The following is a 19872-nucleotide window of genomic DNA, read 5'->3' on the forward strand; positions in this document are numbered from 1 at the left end:
GTGTCACCCTCAGGCTGTGGACTGCATCTTGCTGTGGACTACTTCTTCTCGACCGCGTGGCCGCCGAACTGGTTCCGCAGCGCCGCGATCATCTTCATCTGTGGAGAGTCATCCTGCCGGGAGGCGAACCGCGCGAACAGCGACGCGGTGATCGCCGGCAGCGGGACGGCGTGGTCGATGGCCGCCTCCACGGTCCATCGGCCCTCGCCGGAATCCTGTGCGTAGCCGCGCAGCTTCTCCAGGTGCTCGTCGTCGTCGAGGGCGTTGACCGCCAGGTCCAGCAGCCAGGAACGGATAACCGTGCCCTCCTGCCAGGAACGGAAGACCTCGCGGACGTCCGTCACGGAGTCGACCTTCTCCAGCAGTTCCCAGCCCTCGGCGTACGCCTGCATCATCGCGTACTCGATGCCGTTGTGGACCATCTTCGCGAAGTGCCCGGCGCCCACCTTGCCCGCGTGCACCGCGCCCAAGGCGCCCTCCGGCTTGAGCGCGTCGAAAACCGGCTGCACCTTGGCGACGTGCTCGGCGTCGCCGCCGTACATCAGCGCGTAGCCGTTCTGCAGGCCCCAGACACCGCCGGAGACTCCGCAGTCGACGAAGCCGATGCCCTTGGCGGCCAGCTGCTCCGCGTGCTTCTCGTCGTCCGTCCAGCGCGAGTTGCCGCCGTCCACGACGACGTCACCGGGCTCCAGGAGCTCGGCGAGTTCGTCGATGGTCGCCTGGGTCGGGGCGCCGGCCGGGACCATCACCCACACCACGCGGGGGCCCTGCAGTTTGCCCACAAGCTCTTCGAGGCCCTGGACATCGGCGAGGTCCGGGTTGCGGTCGTATCCGATCACGGTGTGGCCAGCGCGGCGTATCCGCTCGCGCATGTTGCCGCCCATCTTGCCGAGGCCGACGAGACCGAGCTCCATCAGTTGTTCCTTAGGTTGCGACGTGGCATGAGGGCACCTTCGTACCCGTGTCCGAGCCTAAACCCGGACGCTCACGCACATCCGTGGGCATACGCGCTCAAACGTACGGCCCGACCTGCGGCTTCACCGGATCGTGCCCCTACGGCCGTGCTCGGGGCCCGGCGATCCACCGGGCCCGTCCCGCGCTGTGGGCAACCGTCAGCCGCTGAGCCGCACCGGCATGATCAGGTACTTGTAGGCCTCGTCCGCCTCGGCGTCCAGCGCGGGCTTGCCGCTGAGCAGCGCCGGCTTCGTGGACGTCGTGAAGGAGAGCTGGGCCACCGGGGAGTCGATCGCGCTCAGGCCGTCCAGCAGGAACGTCGGGTTGAAGGCGATCGAGATGTCGTCGCCCTCCAGCTGGGCGTCGACCCTTTCCACAGCCTGTGCGTCGTCGCTGGAGCCGGCCTCCAGGATCAGCACGCCCTGCTCGAAGCTGAGCCGTACCGGGGTGTTCCGCTCGGCGACGAGGGCCACACGCTTGACGGCCTCGACGAAGGGGGCGGTCTCGATGACGGCCACGCTGTTGAACTCCGTCGGGAACAGCGTGCGGTACTTCGGGAGGTCGCCCTCCAGCAGGCGGGTGGTCGTACGGCGGCCCGCGCCCTCGAAGCCGATCAGGCCCTCGCCCGCGCCCGAGCCGGAGAGCGCCAGCGTCACACTGTCGCCGCTGGTGAGCGCCTTGGCGGTGTCCAGGAGCGTCTTGGCGGGGACCAGCGCGACCGCGGACGCCTCCGGGTTCTCCGGCTTCCACAGGAACTCGCGGACCGCGAAGCGGTAGCGGTCGGTGGACGCCAGCGTCACCGTGTCGCCCTCGATCTCGATGCGCACACCGGTGAGCACGGGCAGCGTGTCGTCGCGGCCGGCGGCGATGGCGACCTGGGCGGCGGCGGACGCGAAGACCTCGCCGGGGACCGTGCCCGTGGCGGTCGGCATCTGCGGCAGCGCCGGGTACTCCTCCACAGGCAGTGTGTGGAGGGTGAACCGCGAGGAACCGCAGACCACGGTCGCCCGTACACCGTCTGTGGAAATCTCCACCGGGCGGTTGGGGAGGGCGCGGCAGATGTCCGCGAGGAGGCGGCCGGAGACGAGGACGGTGCCCTCCTCCTCGACCTCGGTCTCCACCGACACGCGCGCGGAGACCTCGTAGTCGAAGCTGGACAGGCTCAGCTGACCGTCCTCGGCCTTCAGAAGGAGGCCGGCGAGGACAGGCGCCGGCGGACGGGCCGGGAGGCTGCGCGCCGCCCAGGCCACTGCCTCCGCGAGTACGTCGCGTTCCACCCGGATCTTCACTGTTGCCGCCTCCTGCTGTTGCCGGCGCTTCTCGCCCTGCCTGGCTTCGTCGTCTGACTCGGTGTCCCCGGCCCCTGTGAAGGGAAGGACACCGGGGAACAGTCTGACGCACCCCACTGACAGTAGGTGCCTCTCGGGGTCAAGTCGTGATGAGGGGCAGCCGGGAGCCGGACAGCGAGTTGTGCACAGGACCCCCTTCGAAGCGAATTCCCTGCTCTCTCTGGTTGGGAGTAGTAGTAGGGCCTGTGGAAACCGTGGATAACCGCGTTTTCGCAGCTCAGCGCCGAGATTTTGTCCACCGGGCCTGTGGGTGCGGGCAGTGGACAACCAGGTGTCTCTGTGGAGAACAGAAAGTTCTGCACACCCCGTGCACAGCCTCGGGGCACTTCTCCCCAGCGGCATCCCCAGCTTTACCCACCTTTCCCACAGCCCAACCCGGCACCTTGGTGTGACGCCTTTCACTCGACGCGGTGAGAGGGCGCGTTGCGTTGCCGAACAGTGGACAGGGCTGTGGAGAAGCAGGGGCTCGCTGGGGACAACCAGCCACAGCCTGTGGGTTGCCGGTGGACAACTCCGTGCACAGCCTGTGGATCTTCTGGTCGTCCACAGTCTGTGGAGATCGTTCGTCCACGAATCCACAAGCAGCTGACCTTGTCTGATGGCTCTTCACCGGGGCCGCCTGTGGACATGATCTGTATAACTTCCCAGTCCCCAGGGTGTGGACGCGAGAAAGTCCCCGAATCTGTGGAGAGCGGCCGTAACGCCACAGGTATTCGAACATCGCGTGTCGGGCGCGGGACGAGGAACGATCACCGGCACCCCTTCGCGTGCGTCCGGGAACCGTGGTGGATCGTCCGGGAACGGCGGTGGACGCGCTCGAGAACGGGTGGCGAAGCCCTCAGAGCGCCGTTCCGTGCGGCTTCACCGCATGACGAAGGCGCCCTCGGAACCTCTTGTCCCGGGGCGCCCTCAGAGGCGTACGGCGGTGGCCGTCAGCCGTTCTTGATGCGGTTCGTGAGCTCGGTGACCTGGTTGTAGATGGAGCGGCGCTCGGCCATCAGCGCGCGGATCTTGCGGTCGGCGTGCATGACCGTCGTGTGGTCGCGGTTGCCGAACTGCGCGCCGATCTTGGGCAGTGACAGGTCGGTGAGCTCACGGCACAGGTACATGGCGATCTGTCGGGCGGTCACCAGGGCGCGGCCGCGCGAGGTGCCGCACAGGTCCTCGACGGTCAGACCGAAGTAGTCGGCGGTCGCGGCCATGATGGCGGTCGCGGTGATCTCGGGGGCCGCGTTCTCGCCGCCCGGGATCAGGTCCTTGAGGACGATCTCGGTCAGGCCGAGGTCGACCGGCTGCCGGTTGAGCGACGCGAACGCCGTCACCCGGATCAGCGCGCCCTCCAGCTCGCGGATGTTGCGCGAGATGCGGGAGGCGATGAACTCCAGCACCTCCGGTGGGGCGTTGAGCTGCTCCTGAACCGCCTTCTTACGGAGGATCGCGATACGCGTCTCCAGTTCGGGCGGCTGGACGTCGGTGATCAGGCCCCATTCGAAGCGGTTCCGCAGCCGGTCCTCCAGGGTCACCAGCTGCTTGGGCGGCCGGTCGGAGGAGAGCACGATCTGCTTGTTGGCGTTGTGGAGCGTGTTGAAGGTGTGGAAGAACTCCTCCTGCGTCGACTCCTTGTCCGCCAGGAACTGGATGTCGTCGACGAGCAGGATGTCCATCTCTCGGTACCGCTTGCGGAAGCTGTCGCCCTTGCCGTCGCGGATGGAGTTGATGAACTCGTTGGTGAACTCCTCCGAGCTCACGTACCGCACGCGCGTGCCCGGATAGAGGCTGCGCGCGTAGTGCCCGATCGCGTGCAGCAGGTGCGTCTTGCCCAGCCCCGACTCCCCGTAGATGAAGAGGGGGTTGTACGCCTTGGCCGGCGCCTCGGCGACCGCGACCGCGGCGGCGTGCGCGAAACGGTTCGAGGCACCGATGACGAACGTGTCGAAGAGGTACTTCGGGTTCAGCCGTGCCGTGGGCTCGCCCGGACCCGCCGCGGGGGCGGGCTGGGCTGCCAGGGGGCCCGGGGCGCCACTGGACGCGGGCAGCGCCGAGCCGACCGGTCCGCCGCGATGCACATGGCCCGAGCCCGCCGGAGGATCGGGCAGCTCACGGCGGTCGGGGCGCTGGCTGTAGTCGCCCCGACCCGGATCGAAGTCCGCGCGGGCCTGCTCGTAGTCGGCGCGGGCGTCGTACTCCGGTCGCTGCTGTTCGTACGGCGGCCGTTCCATCGACTGCGCGCGGTAGTCCTGCGAAGGCGATGCGTACGGGTCGCGCTCCGGGAAGCCGAGTCGCTGCTGCTGCCAGCCGTAGTCGTCCTGGGACGGGCGCGGCCAGGCGCCGGGCTCGGGGCGCTGGTAGTCCCCGGGGTAGGCGGGGCGGGCGGTCGGGAGCTGGTCCGTGCGCGGGGGCGGCAGCTGGGCACCGGGGCCGTCGGACAGGTGCTCGGGGCGGCCGGGCGCGCGGTCGTCGGCGCGGTGGCGGCCGTAGTTCTCGTAGGGGTCCCGGGCCCGGCTGTCGTACGTGTCCGGGATCTGGGTGTCGTAGCCGTCGCGGTTCTGCGCCGGTACGGAGGGGAGCTCGGGCTCCTCGTAACGGGATGGAGCCGGGGGTGCCGGGGCGGGCGGTTCGCCGACCGAGCTGTCGACGGTGATCGCGATACGGATCGGCCGGCCGCACTCCCGGCTCAGGGTCTCGCTGACGATCGGCGCGAGCCGGCCTTCCAGTACGCCCTTGGCGAACTCGTTCGGGACCGCGAGCAGCGCGGTGTCCGCGACCAGCGCCAGGGGCTGGCAGCGCCTGATCCAGTGCTCGTCCCTGACTTCGACGCCCTGCCCTCGGCCCTCACCGAGAAGGTGCTCCAGTACTCGTGGCCACACTGCGGCAAGATCGGCAGGCAGGTCAGCCACAGGGCACGCTCTCTCACAGGTCCCACGAACGTGTGGTTCTGGGACGGGTTGGGGTTTGAATCGGGTGGGACCTTCGGGGTCCCGGCGGTCGGGTCGGCGCAAAGCCGTTGGGTCAGGGAGAAGGAGACGAATCGGAGTCCAGTCACGGTAGTCAGGGCGACCGGTGCGGTTCAAGTTGTTGTCCCCAGGCTGTGGACAGTGTCTCTCCGTGACCCTTGGTTTGACCGGATGGCGCAGCCCCGCGTACCGTAACCAGGTCGAGTTGTCGATGGCTGCTGCCGCCTGCCTCCGATGGGCACAGATCGCTTTGGGTGATCGGTAAGCGGTGCACTCGGGCGTTGAGCGAGCTACTCGTGGGCGCACGGTGACAGCCAGGACGGCACCCGCAACCACCGATTTCTTTCTGGAGCCCCCGAGTGAGCAAGCGCACCTTCCAGCCGAACAACCGTCGTCGCGCGAAGACCCACGGCTTCCGGCTGCGTATGCGGACCCGTGCCGGCCGCGCGATTCTCGCGTCCCGCCGCAGCAAGGGTCGCGCCCGTCTGTCCGCCTGATCCCGGTCAGGTCATGACGTCGTGCTGCCCACCGAGAACCGGCTGAGGCGGCGCGAGGACTTCGCGACCGCGGTACGACGAGGTCGCCGGGCCGGACGCCCGCTCCTCGTCGTCCACCTTCGAAGCGGTGCCACGGACCCGCACGCGCCTGGGGAGAGCGCTCCCCCGACGCGTGCGGGTTTCGTCGTGAGCAAGGCCGTCGGAGGCGCGGTCACACGTAACAAGGTCAAGCGCAGACTTCGTCATCTGATGCGTGAGCGAGTGGCCCTGCTGCCCCCCGGTAGCCTGGTAGTCGTACGAGCGCTGCCCGGTGCGGGCGACGCCGACCATGTACAGCTGGCCCGAGACCTGGATGCCGCCCTTCAGCGGCTGCTGGGAGGGGGCGCGCGATGAAGTATCCGCTGCTGGCGCTGATCAAGCTCTACCAGTGGACGATCAGCCCGTTGCTCGGGCCGGTCTGCAAGTACTACCCGTCGTGCTCCCACTACGGCTACCAGGCCATCGACCGGCATGGTGCGATCAAGGGCACGGCACTCACCGCCTGGCGCATCCTCCGGTGTAATCCGTGGTCACTGGGCGGTGTGGACCATGTCCCGCCGCGCAGGCGCCCGCGATGGCACGAGATGCTGCGCAACGCCTGGCGTGCACGCAAGGGCGGGACCTCCGCCGCCGAACCGGCCACTGAGGGGCACGGGGTATCCGACCTCTCCTCTAGCCCGGCCGCCGAGAGCCCGTCCCATGCCCAAGGAGCATGATTAGTGGACACGATTGCCAGTCTCTTCAGCTTCATCACGACACCCGTCTCCTGGGTCATCGTCCAGTTCCACTCCGTGTACGGAGCCATCTTCGGTCCTGACACCGGGTGGGCCTGGGGCCTGTCCATCGTGTCCTTGGTGATCCTGATCCGAATCTGCCTGATCCCGCTCTTCGTGAAGCAGATCAAGGCGACCCGGGCCATGCAGACGCTCCAGCCCGAGATGAAGAAGATCCAGGAGCGCTACAAGAACGACAAGCAGCGTCAGTCCGAAGAGATGATGAAGCTGTACAAGGAGACGGGCACCAACCCCCTCTCCTCGTGCCTTCCCATCCTGGCGCAGTCGCCGTTCTTCTTCGCCCTGTACCACGTGCTCAACAGCATCGCGTCGAACAACACCATCGGCGTGATCAACCAGAGCCTGCTGCAGAGCGCGCAGAAGGCGCATATCTTCGGTGCCCCGCTGGCCGCGAAGTTCACCGACAGCGCGGACAAGGTCGCGGCACTCGACGCCTCGCTGACCAACGTCCGCATCGTCACCGCCATCATGATCGTCCTGATGTCGGCGTCGCAGTTCTACACACAGCGTCAGCTGATGACGAAGAACGTCGACACCACGGTGAAGACGCCGTTCATGCAGCAGCAGAAGATGCTGATGTACATCTTCCCGATCATGTTCGCCGTGTTCGGTATCAACTTCCCGGTCGGTGTCCTCGTCTACTGGCTGACCACCAACGTGTGGACGATGGGCCAGCAGATGTACGTGATCCACAACAACCCGACCCCGGGTTCCAAGGCCCAGGCCTCCTACCTGGAGCGCCTGCAGAAGCACGTCACGCATCACGGCAAGACCCGCAGCCGCGGTGAGCGCGCCATCGTGAAGGCGATCGTCGCCAAGGGCCGTGACCGCAACGAGTTCGAGCGCAAGTTCATCAACGCTCTGACCAAGGCGGGCCTCGCGGCCCAGGTCGACGGCACCGTGGCCAAGAGCGAGGCCCCGTCCGTCGCCACGGCCGAGGACGGTACGCCGGCCACCGGCGCACCGAAGCGTCAGCAGCCCAAGCGGCAGAGCAAGTCGCAGCGCCAGTCCGGTGGGGCCAAGCCGGTGGGCGGCACCGAGCCGAAGACCACCGCCACGTCGCTGAGCAAGTCCGACGAGCCGTCCGACGAGCCGTCCGACGAGCCGTCCGACGCCCCGGACGCCAAGCCGGCGGGCGCTGCCAACGTCAAGAAGACGGCCTCGAAGCCCGGCTCCGGCACCCGCAGCAAGGCCCAGTCCGGCCAGCGCAAGGGCCAGCAGCGTCCCAAGTCCCCGTCCAAGAAGTAAGAAGGAGTCCATCCCGTGACGGAAGGCACCACCTCCGCCGCCACCGAGGGTGGCGACACCCTGACCCGCCTGGAGCAGGAGGGCGAGATCGCGGCGGACTACCTTGAGGGTCTGCTGGACATCGCCGACCTCGACGGCGACATCGACATGGACGTGGAGGCCGACCGGGCCGCTGTCTCGATCGTCAGCGACACGGGCAGCCGCGACCTGCAGAAGCTCGTCGGCCGGGACGGTGAGGTACTGGAGGCGCTTCAGGAGCTCACGCGCCTGGCCGTGCACCGGGAGACCGGGGACCGCAGCCGTCTGATGCTGGATGTCGCCGGCTACCGCGCCAAGAAGCGTGCCGAGCTCTCCGAGCTGGGTGCCAAGGCCGCGGCCGAGGCCAAGAGCTCCGGCGAGCCGGTGAAGCTGAAGCCGATGACACCCTTCGAGCGCAAGGTCGTACACGACGCGGTCAAGGCGGCGGGCCTGCGCAGCGAGTCCGAGGGCGAGGAGCCGCAGCGCTTCGTCGTCGTGCTTCCCGCCTGATTCGGCACGTTCCTCCGGCCCCGTCTGTTGTACAGACGGGGCCGAACTTTGTCAGCTTGATAGTTCCTGTCGGTCGCCGCGGCGCGTGGCGGCCGGTAGTTCCTGATGGTCCTGGTGATCTGCGCCCAGTGCGCCTGTGCGGTACGGAAGGACGGTCCCTCGTGACGGAGGCAGCGGAGCTCCCCCCGGCTCCCGAGCAGGCCCGGGCGGTTTTCGGCGAACGCTTCGCGGACGCGGTCCGGTACGCGGAACTGCTCGCCGAGGCAGGTGTGCAGCGCGGGCTGATCGGCCCGCGTGAGGTGCCCCGGTTGTGGGAGCGGCACCTGCTGAACTGTGCGGTGCTCTCCGAGGTCGTGCCCGAGGGCGTGACCGTGTGCGATGTCGGCTCGGGGGCGGGGCTGCCAGGCATCCCGCTGGCCCTGGTCCGGGACGACCTGAAGATCACGCTGCTCGAACCTCTGCTGCGGCGCACCAATTTCCTCACCGAGGTCGTCGAGCTCCTCGGCCTCGACCACGTCACGGTCGTACGTGGCCGAGCAGAGGAGGTCATGGGGACGATGCCGGCGGTCCACGTCGTCACGGCACGCGCCGTGGCTCCCTTGGACAGGCTGGCGACCTGGGGCATTCCCCTGCTGCGCCCGTACGGGGAGATGCTCGCGCTCAAGGGGGACACCGCTGTGGAGGAGCTGAAGAGCGCGGCCACTGCCCTGAGCAAGCTGGGTGCCGTGGAGACCTCGATCCTCCATGTCGGTGAGGGGGTTGTGGATCCACTGTCCACCGTGGTGCGCGTCGAGGTCGGGGAGAGCCCCGGCGGTGTGCGGTTCGCAGCCAAGCGTGCCAAGGCGGCCAGGACAGGGCGGACCCGACGGCGCCGTTGAGTCCCTCTGGGGGAGGTGGCCCTGTGGTTGATCCGTCCTGACGACGAGACGTACTCCACACAAGCTGCCAAACCTACGCATGCCGGAGTGTCGCGGCACTTCGGTTGCCGCGGCTGTGCATCGTGTTTCACGTGAAACGTCGCTCACTGCTGCACGGCATCATCAGTCGCGGCCGCGCCGCGGCCGACCCCCGCGTCCGTAAGCCTCTCGGGTCACTCGGAGAGGTATCGGAGTTGTCCACAGAGGTGGATTTCTCCACAGAACACCAGGCCTCACTGGTTCACGACCCCAAAGACATGGGAGGCTCTGTTCATTGCGAGCCTGAAGTCGAGGAGAGTGAATCCTTGCGGTCCGACGCCAACATCGCGGGACCGATGACCGATCCGGTCCCCGGCCCCCGTACCGAGTCGATGGGGGAGGATGTTTCACGTGAAACACCACCCCCGATGGACGACACTCCCATCGGTCGTGCTGCCCAACTGGCGGTGGAGGCTCTGGGGCGCGCTGGCGAGGGCCTGCCTCGGCCCGACCAGACGCGTGTCATCGTGGTCGCCAACCAGAAGGGCGGGGTCGGTAAGACCACGACGACGGTCAACCTTGCCGCTTCACTGGCCCTGCATGGTGGACGTGTCCTGGTGATCGACCTTGACCCGCAGGGCAATGCGTCCACCGCGTTGGGTATCGATCACCACGCCGAAGTTCCTTCGATCTACGACGTGTTGATCGACAGCAAGCCGCTGGCCGAAATCGTCCAGCCCGTGCCCGATGTCGAGGGACTCTTCTGCGCCCCCGCCACGATTGATCTCGCCGGTGCGGAGATCGAGCTGGTCTCTCTGGTGGCGCGGGAGAGCCGACTGCAGCGAGCGATCCAGGCCTATGAGCAGCCCCTGGACTACGTCCTCATCGACTGCCCGCCCTCGCTTGGTCTCCTGACGGTCAACGCGTTGGTGGCCGGCCAGGAGGTCCTGATCCCGATTCAGTGTGAGTACTACGCACTGGAGGGCCTCGGGCAGCTGCTCCGCAATGTCGACCTGGTGCGGGGGCACCTCAACCGCGCCCTGCATGTGTCGACCATCCTGCTCACGATGTATGACGGCCGGACGCGCCTCGCCTCTCAGGTCGCCGACGAGGTGCGCAGCCACTTCGGTGACGAGGTGCTGAGGACGAGCATTCCGCGTTCCGTCCGTATCTCCGAGGCGCCGAGCTATGGGCAGACGGTACTGACGTACGATCCAGGTTCGAGCGGTGCCCTCTCCTATCTTGAGGCGGCACGAGAAATCGCGCTGAAGGGAGTCGGTGTTGGGTACGACCCGACGCCCGCCCATATCGGCGCACAGAGTAACCCGAGCATGGTGGAGGGGATCCAGTGAGTGAGCGACGGAGGGGGTTGGGCCGTGGTCTCGGCGCACTGATTCCTGCGGCCCCGACCGGGGAGAAGGTGACGCCACCGGCGGGGGGCGTAGGGTCCACGTCCCCTGCGGCTGTGCCCACCCTCACCGCCGAGCGGGGAGTGGCTGCCGCGAAGGTGACAACGCTTCCGCATGTTTCACGTGAAACAGAGGACCCGTCGCCGAACGGTGCCGTGGAGACACCGGCAGCGTCTCTCGGCGCTCACTTCGCCGAGCTGCCCCTGGACTCCATCACGCCGAACCCGCGCCAGCCGCGCGAGGTGTTCGACGCGGACCTTCTGCAGGAACTGGTCACCTCCATCAAGGAGGTCGGTCTCCTCCAGCCTGTCGTCGTACGGCAACTGGGCCCCGCGCGATACGAGCTCATCATGGGTGAGCGGCGTTGGCGGGCCTGCCGTGAGGCCGGCCTGGAGGCGATCCCCGCGATCGTGCGCGCCACGGACGACGAGAAGCTGCTCCTGGACGCACTCCTGGAGAACCTGCACCGGGCCCAGCTGAACCCGCTGGAAGAGGCGGCCGCCTATGACCAGCTCCTGAGGGACTTCAAGTGCACGCATGACCAGCTGGCGGATCGCATTGGTCGGTCCCGTCCACAGGTTTCCAACACTCTGCGTCTGCTGAAGCTCTCGCCTGCGGTGCAGCGTCGTGTAGCTGCCGGTGTTCTCTCCGCGGGGCACGCACGGGCACTGCTCTCTGTGGAGGACTCGGAAGAGCAGGACCGGCTGGCTCATCGGATCGTCGCCGAGGGACTCTCCGTGCGGGCGGTCGAGGAGATCGTCCACCTCATGGGTTCGCACCCGAAGAGCGCCCCGCCCTCCAAGGGGCCGCGGGCCGGCACCCGGGTCTCCCCGGCGCTGAGCGATCTTGCGACCAGGCTCTCGGATCGCTTCGAGACGCGAGTGAAGGTCGATCTCGGCCAGAAGAAGGGCAAGATCACAGTCGAGTTCGCTTCGATGGAGGATCTTGAGCGCATCCTTGGCAGCCTGGCTCCAGGCGAGGGCCCCGTTCTTCAGAAGAGTCTCCTGGATCACGAGTCGGACGAGACCGAGTCCTGAGGCTTCAGACTGTAGGACGACTTTCGACCGGTCGACCAGCAGAGCGGGCCGTGTCCGGTGTGTACCGGAACACGGCCCGCTCTTTGCTTTCAGGCGGTATCGATGGAATCACATCGTGGATACGATGCGTTTGGGTATGGCGCATCCACCTGGCGGCACCTTGATCGGGGAGGCGGGCGTCATGCGAACCATGAGCCGTTCCGAGTGGGTGACCGCAGGCTTTGGCCTGGGGGCGGCTGGCGGTTTCGTCGGCAGCCTGCTGAGGGAGCGGAGCGCCCTGAGAGCAGCCCGCGACGCAGCGGGCGAAGGAAGCGAGGAACAGCCTTCATGGGGCGTCGGCTCGTACCGCTCACCCTGGACAACCTTCAGGACCTTCCCAAGCGCTGTCGCTCGTGTGTCTTCTGGGAGTTGGACCCAGTCAGCGGTGAGGCCGCAGTAGAGGCGGGTACCTCCGCACTGGAGAAGGAGGCCTGGATTTCCGCGGTCCTGCTGGACTGGGGATCCTGCGGCCGGGTCGTCTATGTGGACGAGGTGCCAGTGGGCTTCGTGCTGTACGCGCCGCCCGCCTATGTCCCCCGCTCGACGGCGTTCCCTACGAGTCCGGTGTCACCCGACGCTGTCCAGCTGATGACGGCCTTCATCATGCCGGGCTATCAGGGGCAGGGTTTGGGCCGTGTGATGGTCCAGACAGTCGCCAAGGATCTGCTGCGCAGGGGCTTCAAGGCCATTGAGGCCTTCGGGGATGCGCGTTGGCAGGCACCGGCGTGTGTGCTGCCTGCTGACCATTTGACGGCGGTGGGCTTCAAGACGGTCCGTCCTCATCCGACGTATCCCCGGCTTCGGCTGGAGCTGCGGACGACGCTTTCCTGGAAGGAGGACGTCGAGCTGGCGCTGGACCGTTTGCTCGGCGCCGTACAGAAGGAGCCCGCGCTGCGACCGCTCTGATGGGTGGGCTCTCTATGGACTCTGCGTGCTCTCCTCATACGAATGGGCCAGCCCTTGAGGGCTGGCCCATTCGTGTTTCACGTGAAACATCGCCGCTGTCGTGAAACGGCGGTGCCGACGACTCGGCTCAGTCAGCGATGAAGTCCTCAAGGTCGCGCACGATCGCGGCCTTCGGCTTGGCACCGACGATGGTCTTGGCGACCTCGCCACCCTGGTACACGTTCAGGGTCGGGATGGACATGACGCCGTACTTGGCGGCCGTACCCGGGTTCTCGTCGATGTTGAGCTTGACGATCTCGATCTTGTCGCCGTACTCGGCGGCGATCGCCTCAAGGGACGGCGCGATCTGGCGGCACGGACCGCACCAGGCGGCCCAGAAGTCCACCAGGACGGGCTTGTCGTTCTTGAGGACGTCCTGCTCAAAGGAATCGTCGGTCACGTTCTTCAGGCTGCCGGCCACGGCGGTGCTCCTTAAGTGGTTGGTGCGGCGGGGCGGATGGGGGTCAGACGGCGGTCTTCTCGGGCTCGGCGGCCTGCCCGCTGTCCGCGAGAGCGGAGAGGAAACGCTCGGCGTCGAGGGCGGCGGAGCAGCCGGTGCCGGCTGCGGTGATCGCCTGGCGGTACGTGTGGTCGACGACATCACCGGCGCCGAAGACACCGGTCAGGTTCGTCCGGGTGGAGGGGGCGTCGACCTTCAGGTAGCCCTCCTCGTCCAGGTCGAGCTGGCCCTTGAAGAGTTCCGTACGCGGGTCGTGGCCGATCGCGATGAACAGGCCCGTCACCGGCAGCTCCGACGTCGCGCCCGTCTTCACGTTGCGCAGCGTCAGATGGGCCAGCTTCTGGTCGCCCTTGATCTCGGCCACCTCGCTGTCCCAGACGAACTTGATCTTCGGGTCGGCGAAGGCGCGCTCCTGCATGGCCTTGGAGGCCCGCAGGGTGCCCCGGCGGTGGACGACCGTCACGGACTTGGCGAACCGGGAGAGGAAGGTGGCCTCCTCCATGGCGGTGTCACCGCCACCGATCACCGCGATGTCCTGGTCCTTGAAGAAGAACCCGTCGCAGGTGGCGCACCAGGAGACGCCTCGACCGGAGAGAGCGTCCTCGTTGGGCAGCCCGAGCTTGCGGTGCTGGGAGCCGGTGGCGACGATGACCGCCTTGGCACGGTGCACGGTGCCCGCGGTGTCCGTGACGGTCTTGATCTCACCGCTGAGGTCGACGGCAACGACGTCGTCGGGAAGCAGCTCAGCACCGAAGCGCTCGGCCTGGGCGCGCATGTTGTCCATGAGCTCGGGGCCCATGATGCCGTCCTGGAAGCCAGGGAAGTTCTCCACGTCGGTGGTGTTCATGAGCGCGCCACCCGCGGTGACGGCGCCCTCGAACACCAGCGGCTTCAGCGACGCGCGCGCGGTGTAGAGCGCCGCCGTGTAGCCGGCGGGCCCGGAGCCGATGATGATCACGTTTCGGACGTCGCTCACGGCTTGATTCCTCGTCTCTGGAGACTGCTACCTACTGCTGCCGGTGGGAGCTTCTCTCACAACTCTCACCCCACCCAACGGATCCTACGGGGCGTGCATTCCCGGTGTGTCCGGGCACACGGAGTCCCGGCATCGCGCAGGGATGCCAAGGGTGGCCGGTGTCGGGACGCGGCAGCTCAGCGACCGGTGGAAGGTGCTGCGGAGGGGCGCGGATAGGAGTGCTTCAGCAGAACGTCGCCGGGGGATGCGGGAGTCTTGCCCACACAGGCGGCGTCGACGACGTACGCCGTGACGCGGGCGGTGTTGGAGGCATCGGGCAGAACCACGAGATACGCGGTTGCCTTCTTGTACTCGCCTTCCTTGGCCGCCAGCGGGCTCTCGCCGCGGCCGATGCCTTCTGCGATGCAGTCGGGCACGTTGACCGTGACGAGGGTCTTGGGCGGCCCATCGGTCTTGGCGCCCGGAGGCTTGGTGCTGGTGTCGAAGTCGTCCCGGCCACCGGAAGCCTTGCCCGCGGCGTGATTCTCGGCGAGGAGAGTCTCCACCTGGTTCTTGACCGTGTCGCCGGCGAACGTGCTCACGGAGGCGTCCTGGCTGTGCTCTGTCCCGGGGTTGTCTCCGGAGCCGGATCCCCCCATGGACTGGGCGAGCAGCGCGCCGAGACTCAGGGCGGCAACCGTGAAGACGGCGCTCACTACGACGACCCTCCGGCGGGCGATGCGCTTGCGGCCCGGTCGACCAGGGCCCGTGGCGCCGCGGGAGTGACCCGCGGGTCGGTCCGCCGGGGGCGATGTTTCACGTGAAACATGCGCGCCGCTGTTCTCGTCGAGCTCCGGACGCGACGCCTCGGCAGGTCCCTGAGCTGTTGTGGCGTGGGGGTCGGGTGCCGTGGAGTTCAGCAGCGCTTCGGCCGCCAGGGCTGCGTCGATGCGGCCGGCGATTTCGGCAGGCATGCGTGGTGGCCCCGGCAGCGTGCCGAGCATGCCGCGGATCTCCTCCAGCGAGGCGTACACGTCGGCGCACAGCGGGCACTCGTCCAGGTGCCGTCGCACGTCCGCACTACGAGAAGGCGGGAGCAGACCTTCGGTGAGGTCGGAGAGCTCCGTGATCTCCGGGTGCTCGGCCGCGTCGGTCGTGGATGTCACGCTCGCCCACCTCCGCCCTTCACAGCAGCTGAATCGCTTGGCCCTGCATCATGTGGTCCTGCTGCGGGTGGGACGGATGTCCCCTGCGTCCGGTTCCTTCTCCCCGCCGACTTCTTGCTCTCCGTGCCTGCGCCACCGTCCGCACGGAGATGGGTGAGCAAGGGGAGCAGTCTGGCTCTGCCACGGGCGCAACGGCTCTTCACGGTGCCGGTCGGCACGTCGAGGATCCTGGCCGCCTCCGCCACCGGGTAGCCCTGCATGTCCACCAGGACCAGGGCGGCGCGCTGGTCGGCGGGCAGGGTTCCCAGTGCCTCCAGGAGCTGGCGGTGCAGGTCGTTGCGCTCTGCCGGAGCGGACGCCGACTCGTGCGGCTCCAAGAGCTGCTCCAGGCGCTCGGTGTCATCGACGGGCGAGGTCTTCCGTGAGGCCGCCTTGCGGGCCCGGTCGAGACAGGCGTTCACCGTGATGCGGTGCAGCCAGGTCGTGACGGCCGACTGGCCACGGAAGGTGTGAGCGGCCCGGTAGGCGGATACGAGCGCGTCCTGGACCGCGTCGGCTGCCTCCTCGCGGTCCCCCAGCGTGCGCAGCGCCACCGCCCACAGCCGGTCCCGGTGCCGTCGCACGAGCTCACCGAAGGCCTCCGGATCGCCCTCGACATGGCGGGCGAGGAGCTCCTGATCGCTCACCCCGTCGTGACCGACGCCGTCTGCCATCCGGCCCCTCCCCTCAGTGCGCTGTCAGCCCTTGAACGTCACATCGGTGATGGCCTGCTTGAAGCCGGAACCGCTGTAGTCGTCGCCCGGAGCGTAGGGCACATCAGTGATCCACAGGAGTACGTACTGTGTCTTCACCGATTTTGATGCCTTCACGCTCGCGGTGGCGCCGCTCGTCGTCACGGTGCCGATTTTCTTCATTCCGTCCACGGACGTCGAGGGGGTCAGCGAATCCGCGGCGTACAGATGAATCGTCGTGTGGTTCCCGCTGTAACGGAGCCCTATCGACGCGGCTGAGACGTCCTTGGCCGAGCCGAGGTCGTAGACGATGCCGACGCCGGCCTTGTACGGCGCGAGAGTAGGGCCTTCGTTGTAGCTCTTGGTGCGCCAGTACGTGGAGCTCTTGCCGTCGTACGTGTTGCCCACGTCCTCGGGTGCCTGGGCGGAGCCTTCCGCCACGTACTCTTCGGCGCCCTTGATCGCTATGGGCTTGGTCGGCCTGGTCCTGCTGCCGTCCTTGTCGTTCCCATCCGTCGTCTGGTTCGTGTTCGTGTCGTCCGACGACTTGCCGCCCTGCTCCATGAGGGCGTCGGCGAGCTGCCAGCTGCCGAGGCCCAGGGCAGCGATGAGGAGTGCGGACACGGCCCACTTGAGCGCCTTGCCGGTACGGCTCTGCAGCGGGGGCGGCGGCTGGATCGGCTGTGTGACGCCCGGGTGGGGCGTCTGGCGGCCGTACGTCCCCTGGTGGTAGTTGGTGCGCTGGTACTCGGGCGGCGCGGTGAACGCGGGCTCCGGGGGGCGGATGCGGGGCATCTCGCCGATCGCCTTCACCAGGTCCTCCGGCGTGGTGCAGGCGGACTCGTGGCGGGAGGCGGTCGCGCCGTCGTTGACGAGCGCGCGCATGGCGAGCTCCGACAGGCCGCGGTGGACGCCGGCCCGCACCTGGTCGGGAGCGATGAGCCCGACGTCCTTCGGCAGGCCGGAGAGGCCGTATGCGTCCTCCTCGTACGGCCAGCGCTGGGTGAGCGCGGCGTAGAGCAGGGCGCCGATCGCCTCCGTGTCGGTGCGCTGCGGGGTCTCGGAGCTGATCCCGCGCAGCGCGGCGTTCACCGCGAGCCCGCGGATGCGCCACTGACCCGAGCCGGAGCGGAGCACGGCGCTGGGGGTGAGCCGCAGATGGGAAAGGCCCTCGCGATGCGCGGCGGCCATGGCGTGGGAGACCTGGGAGACCATCTGGTAGGCGTCGTGCGGCTCCAGCGGGCCTGAGGCGAGCAGTGCCGTCAGCTCCGTCGCGTCCGGCAGCCACTCGTGCACCACGTACACGAGGTCGTTCTCCTCGACCGCGTCCAGGACCTGGACGAAGCGCGGGTCGCCCAGCAGAGCGGACGAGCGTGCCGCCGCCAGTACCGAGCGTGCCCGGGCATGGTCGGCCGGCAGGATGTGTACGCCGACGGCGCGGCGGAGTTTCTCGTCCACCGCACGCCAGCTACTGAAACCGTCCAGACGGGTGACGCACTCTTCTAGCCGGTAGCGTCTGGCGAGCTTGTGGCCGCTGTGCAGTTCGGGCGGCGTGGTCTTCCCGACCTCGGTTCCGCCGCTTCCCTGTGCCTCTTCGCTCGCCGCGCTGTCCGTGTCCCGCTCCCGGTTCTGGGCCACCCCGTCGGCCGTGGACTGGTCCGCCTCTGCGGTCAGCGGCTTGTCGCCGCTGTTGTCTGCCACGTCGACGGCAGCCGTGCTCCGTTCCGCCACCGTCGTTCCTGCCTCCCCATCCGTTGCGCGTTGTCCGACGCCAAAGCCAATTGTGCCCACAGTCCGTCGCTATGAGCGACACACGACGGCGGACGATGGTTGTGCGCTTACCCCGCCTCAGCGTCCCAGGCGCCCGCGGACCATGCCGACCATTGAGTTGAGCTCCTCGATGCGCATCCGTCGCGCCGCGACGAAGAAGACACCGAGTAGAACGATTCCGCCGCCGACGAGCGCGAGCATCGAGCCGCCGACGCCCTGTCCCAGAGCGCGGCTGATGCCGTAGCAGGCGGCACCGCTGAGCAGAGCCGCCGGCACCGAGGCGATGCACAGCCTCGCGTACGTCCGCAGCACCCTGCCCCCGTCCAGATCACCGCCCAGCCGCTTGCGCAGCCGCCGCCAGGCCACGCCGACACCGGTCGCGTACGCCAGTCCGTACGCGGCAGCCATGCCCACCACGGCCCACCGGGCCGGCAGCACGAGGAAGCAGACCGCGGACGCCCCGGCGTTGACGGCCGCCACGATGACTGTGTTGTAGAAGGGCGTCCGGGTGTCCTCGTACGCGTAGAAGGCACGCAGCACGACGTACTGCACGGAGTACGGGATCAGACCGAGGCCGAACGCCATCAGCATGTAGCCCATGTTCGTGGCCGAGCTGGTGCCGGAGGAGCCGAAGATCAGGGTGCACATCGGGATGCCGAGAGAGACAAACCCGAAGGCGATGGGCACGATCGCGACGGCGGTCGTGCGCAGGCCCTGGGAGATGTCGTCGCGGACGGCACCCGGGTCGTCCTCGGCGGCGGAACGCGAGATCCGCGGCAGCAGGGCGGCCATCAGGGACACCGTGATGATCGCCTGCGGCAGACCCCAGATGAGCTGGGCGTTGGCGTAGGCGCTGAAACCGGTGCCGGGGATGTTCGTGTCCGTGACCGCTGCGGTGGCGAGCTGGGTGACGACGAGGGCGCCCGCCTGGTTGGCGAGGACGAACAGGATCGTCCACTTGGCGAGCATCGCGGCCTTGCCCAGGCCGTGGCCCTTCCAGTCGAAGCGCAGGCGCAGTTTGAAGCCCGTCTCCCGCAGGTACGGGATCATCGCGAGGGACTGGACGACGAGACCGAGAAGGATACCGATACCGAGGAGCCGCTCCCCCTCCGGCGGAATGTTCTTGACAGTCATGTGCGAGTTGGCCGCGCTGCCGTAGACCCAGAGGAACGCTCCCAGGGTCACGATGATGACGATGTTGTTCAGGACCGGGGTCCACATCATCGCGCCGAACCGGCCGCGGGCGTTGAGGATCTGCCCCATCACCACGTGGATGCCCATGAAGAAGATCGAGGGCAGGAAGTACTGGGTGAAGGTGACGGCGACCCCGTTGGCCGCGGAATTCGTGGCGAGGGGGTTCGACAGGGCACGTACCAGCAGCGGAGCCGCGAACATGGTGGCCGCGGTGAGTAGGCCGAGGACCACCATGACCAGGGTCAGCAGCCGGTTGGCGTACGCCTCCCCGCCGTCGTCGTCCTCCTTCATGGCGCGCACGAGCTGCGGCACGAAGACGGAGTTGAGGCCACCGCCGACCGTCAGGATGTAGATCATCGTCGGCAGCTGGTACGCCACCTGGAAGGACTCGCCCAGCAGGCCGAGACCCAGCGCGGAGACGATCATCGCGGAGCGGATGAACCCGGTGAGGCGGGACACCATGGTGCCGGCCGCCATCACGGCGCTGGACTTCAGCAGCCCCGAGGCGCGGCCGCCCTTATTCGCCGGAGGCACGGGAGCGGGCGCGGGGGCGGTCTGCTCCGGTTCGGAGCCCTGGGCGGGCATCGACGGCTGGGCGGGACCCGGTACGGACGGCTGGCCCATGGGTGCGTGCGCGCCGCTGGGTCCGTGCGCACCGCCCTGCTGCTGGTCGCGGAAGAGATGGGCGAAGGCATCGGGCTCGTGACGCTGCTGCCCGGCCCGCGTGACGAGATCGTCCACGCCCACGAACTGCGTCGTACGGGGGTCGTCGCCGTACGGCAGATGCTGTGACGGCCCCTCGGGCTCGGGCGGCGGGGTCTGTGCCCACACCCGCGGGTCGGGGGCGTACGGGGAGGACGGCGGCTGGGCGTAGAGCGGCTGCTGGGGCGGGTATGTGCCCGGAGGC

Annotated in this window: 18 protein-coding genes; 9 read left to right on the forward strand and 9 right to left on the reverse strand. The window is 68.1% G+C overall.

The window, feature by feature from the left end; translation table 11 throughout:
• Positions 1-38 precede the first annotated feature (38 nt).
• The 3 genes from gnd to dnaA all read right to left on the reverse strand — a co-directional run bounded on the left by gnd (position 39) and on the right by dnaA (position 5200).
• Positions 39-914, reverse strand: a complete 876-nt coding sequence (gene gnd / locus FPZ41_RS22700; RefSeq protein WP_152865365.1) for a phosphogluconate dehydrogenase (NAD(+)-dependent, decarboxylating) — start codon at positions 912-914, stop codon at positions 39-41.
• Positions 915-1112: 198 nt separating this feature from the next.
• The gene (gene dnaN, locus FPZ41_RS22705) at positions 1113-2243 is read right to left on the reverse strand and encodes a DNA polymerase III subunit beta (protein ID WP_322620577.1); all 1131 of its coding nucleotides are present in this window, start codon (positions 2241-2243) and stop codon (positions 1113-1115) included.
• A gap of 992 nt (positions 2244-3235) precedes the next feature.
• Complete coding sequence (gene dnaA, locus FPZ41_RS22715; protein ID WP_322620578.1) at positions 3236-5200, reverse strand: chromosomal replication initiator protein DnaA; 1965 nt, start codon at positions 5198-5200, stop codon at positions 3236-3238.
• A gap of 416 nt (positions 5201-5616) precedes the next feature.
• Here dnaA and rpmH point away from each other — a divergent pair, with 416 nt between their 5' ends.
• The 9 genes from rpmH to FPZ41_RS22760 all read left to right on the forward strand — a co-directional run bounded on the left by rpmH (position 5617) and on the right by FPZ41_RS22760 (position 12650).
• Positions 5617-5754 (forward strand): 50S ribosomal protein L34, encoded by a 138-nt coding sequence (gene rpmH / locus FPZ41_RS22720; RefSeq protein WP_003956500.1) that lies wholly within the window; start codon positions 5617-5619, stop codon positions 5752-5754.
• A 21-nt stretch (positions 5755-5775) separates the two neighbouring features.
• Positions 5776-6147, forward strand: coding sequence for a ribonuclease P protein component (gene rnpA, locus FPZ41_RS22725; RefSeq protein ID WP_322620579.1), 372 nt, complete (start codon positions 5776-5778; stop codon positions 6145-6147).
• Entirely contained in the window at positions 6144-6509 is a 366-nt protein-coding gene (yidD, locus tag FPZ41_RS22730) for a membrane protein insertion efficiency factor YidD (RefSeq protein ID WP_131561818.1), read from the forward strand. Before rnpA ends, yidD begins: the two co-directional genes overlap by 4 nt.
• A 3-nt stretch (positions 6510-6512) precedes the next feature.
• Positions 6513-7835 (forward strand): membrane protein insertase YidC, encoded by a 1323-nt coding sequence (gene yidC, locus FPZ41_RS22735; RefSeq protein WP_322620580.1) that lies wholly within the window; start codon positions 6513-6515, stop codon positions 7833-7835.
• Positions 7836-7850: 15 nt separating this feature from the next.
• Entirely contained in the window at positions 7851-8363 is a 513-nt protein-coding gene (locus FPZ41_RS22740) for a Jag family protein (protein ID WP_322620581.1), read from the forward strand.
• Positions 8364-8524: 161 nt separating this feature from the next.
• Positions 8525-9241 carry a 16S rRNA (guanine(527)-N(7))-methyltransferase RsmG gene (rsmG, locus tag FPZ41_RS22745; protein ID WP_131561813.1) on the forward strand — a complete coding sequence of 239 codons (717 nt, stop codon included), beginning with the start codon at positions 8525-8527 and terminating at the stop codon, positions 9239-9241.
• A gap of 296 nt (positions 9242-9537) precedes the next feature.
• Positions 9538-10611, forward strand: coding sequence for a ParA family protein (locus FPZ41_RS22750; RefSeq protein ID WP_152865388.1), 1074 nt, complete (start codon positions 9538-9540; stop codon positions 10609-10611).
• The gene (locus FPZ41_RS22755; protein WP_322620582.1) at positions 10608-11705 is read left to right on the forward strand and encodes a ParB/RepB/Spo0J family partition protein; all 1098 of its coding nucleotides are present in this window, start codon (positions 10608-10610) and stop codon (positions 11703-11705) included. The genes FPZ41_RS22750 and FPZ41_RS22755 overlap by 4 nt, the downstream gene beginning before the upstream one ends.
• A gap of 327 nt (positions 11706-12032) precedes the next feature.
• A complete protein-coding gene (locus tag FPZ41_RS22760; protein ID WP_152865368.1) occupies positions 12033-12650 on the forward strand; it encodes a GNAT family N-acetyltransferase in 618 nt (205 codons plus the stop codon).
• Between the two features lie 127 nt (positions 12651-12777).
• Here the strand turns inward: FPZ41_RS22760 and trxA are convergent, their stop codons facing one another.
• From trxA to murJ, 6 genes are all read right to left on the reverse strand, one after another.
• The gene (gene trxA, locus FPZ41_RS22765; protein ID WP_322620583.1) at positions 12778-13110 is read right to left on the reverse strand and encodes a thioredoxin; all 333 of its coding nucleotides are present in this window, start codon (positions 13108-13110) and stop codon (positions 12778-12780) included.
• Positions 13111-13153: 43 nt separating this feature from the next.
• Complete coding sequence (gene trxB / locus FPZ41_RS22770) at positions 13154-14125, reverse strand: thioredoxin-disulfide reductase (RefSeq protein WP_322620584.1); 972 nt, start codon at positions 14123-14125, stop codon at positions 13154-13156.
• Between the two features lie 176 nt (positions 14126-14301).
• Positions 14302-15270, reverse strand: coding sequence for an anti-sigma factor family protein (locus FPZ41_RS22775; RefSeq protein ID WP_322620585.1), 969 nt, complete (start codon positions 15268-15270; stop codon positions 14302-14304).
• Positions 15267-15983 (reverse strand): RNA polymerase sigma factor SigM, encoded by a 717-nt coding sequence (gene sigM / locus FPZ41_RS22780; protein WP_152865370.1) that lies wholly within the window; start codon positions 15981-15983, stop codon positions 15267-15269. The genes FPZ41_RS22775 and sigM overlap by 4 nt, the downstream gene beginning before the upstream one ends.
• 24 nt (positions 15984-16007) lie before the next feature.
• Positions 16008-17732, reverse strand: a complete 1725-nt coding sequence (locus tag FPZ41_RS22785; RefSeq protein ID WP_322620586.1) for a protein kinase family protein — start codon at positions 17730-17732, stop codon at positions 16008-16010.
• 117 nt (positions 17733-17849) lie between these two features.
• A partial coding sequence (gene murJ / locus FPZ41_RS22790) for a murein biosynthesis integral membrane protein MurJ (RefSeq protein WP_152865372.1) occupies positions 17850-19872 on the reverse strand: 2023 nt, incomplete at its 5' end.

The organism is Streptomyces acidicola (genome assembly GCF_009377235.1).
GTDB classification, from domain to species: domain Bacteria; phylum Actinomycetota; class Actinomycetes; order Streptomycetales; family Streptomycetaceae; genus Streptomyces; species Streptomyces acidicola.

Bases quoted from the DNA above. Each gene is read 5' to 3' on its own strand.
- gnd (WP_152865365.1), bottom strand. From the start codon at position 914: ATGGAGCTCGGTCTCGTCGGCCTCGGCAAGATGGGCGGCAACATGCGC.
- FPZ41_RS22750 (WP_152865388.1), top strand. From the start codon at position 9,538: ATGGGAGGCTCTGTTCATTGCGAGCCTGAAGTCGAGGAGAGTGAATCC.
- FPZ41_RS22760 (WP_152865368.1), top strand. From the start codon at position 12,033: ATGGGGCGTCGGCTCGTACCGCTCACCCTGGACAACCTTCAGGACCTT.
- sigM (WP_152865370.1), bottom strand. From the start codon at position 15,983: ATGGCAGACGGCGTCGGTCACGACGGGGTGAGCGATCAGGAGCTCCTC.
- yidD (WP_131561818.1), top strand. From the start codon at position 6,144: ATGAAGTATCCGCTGCTGGCGCTGATCAAGCTCTACCAGTGGACGATC.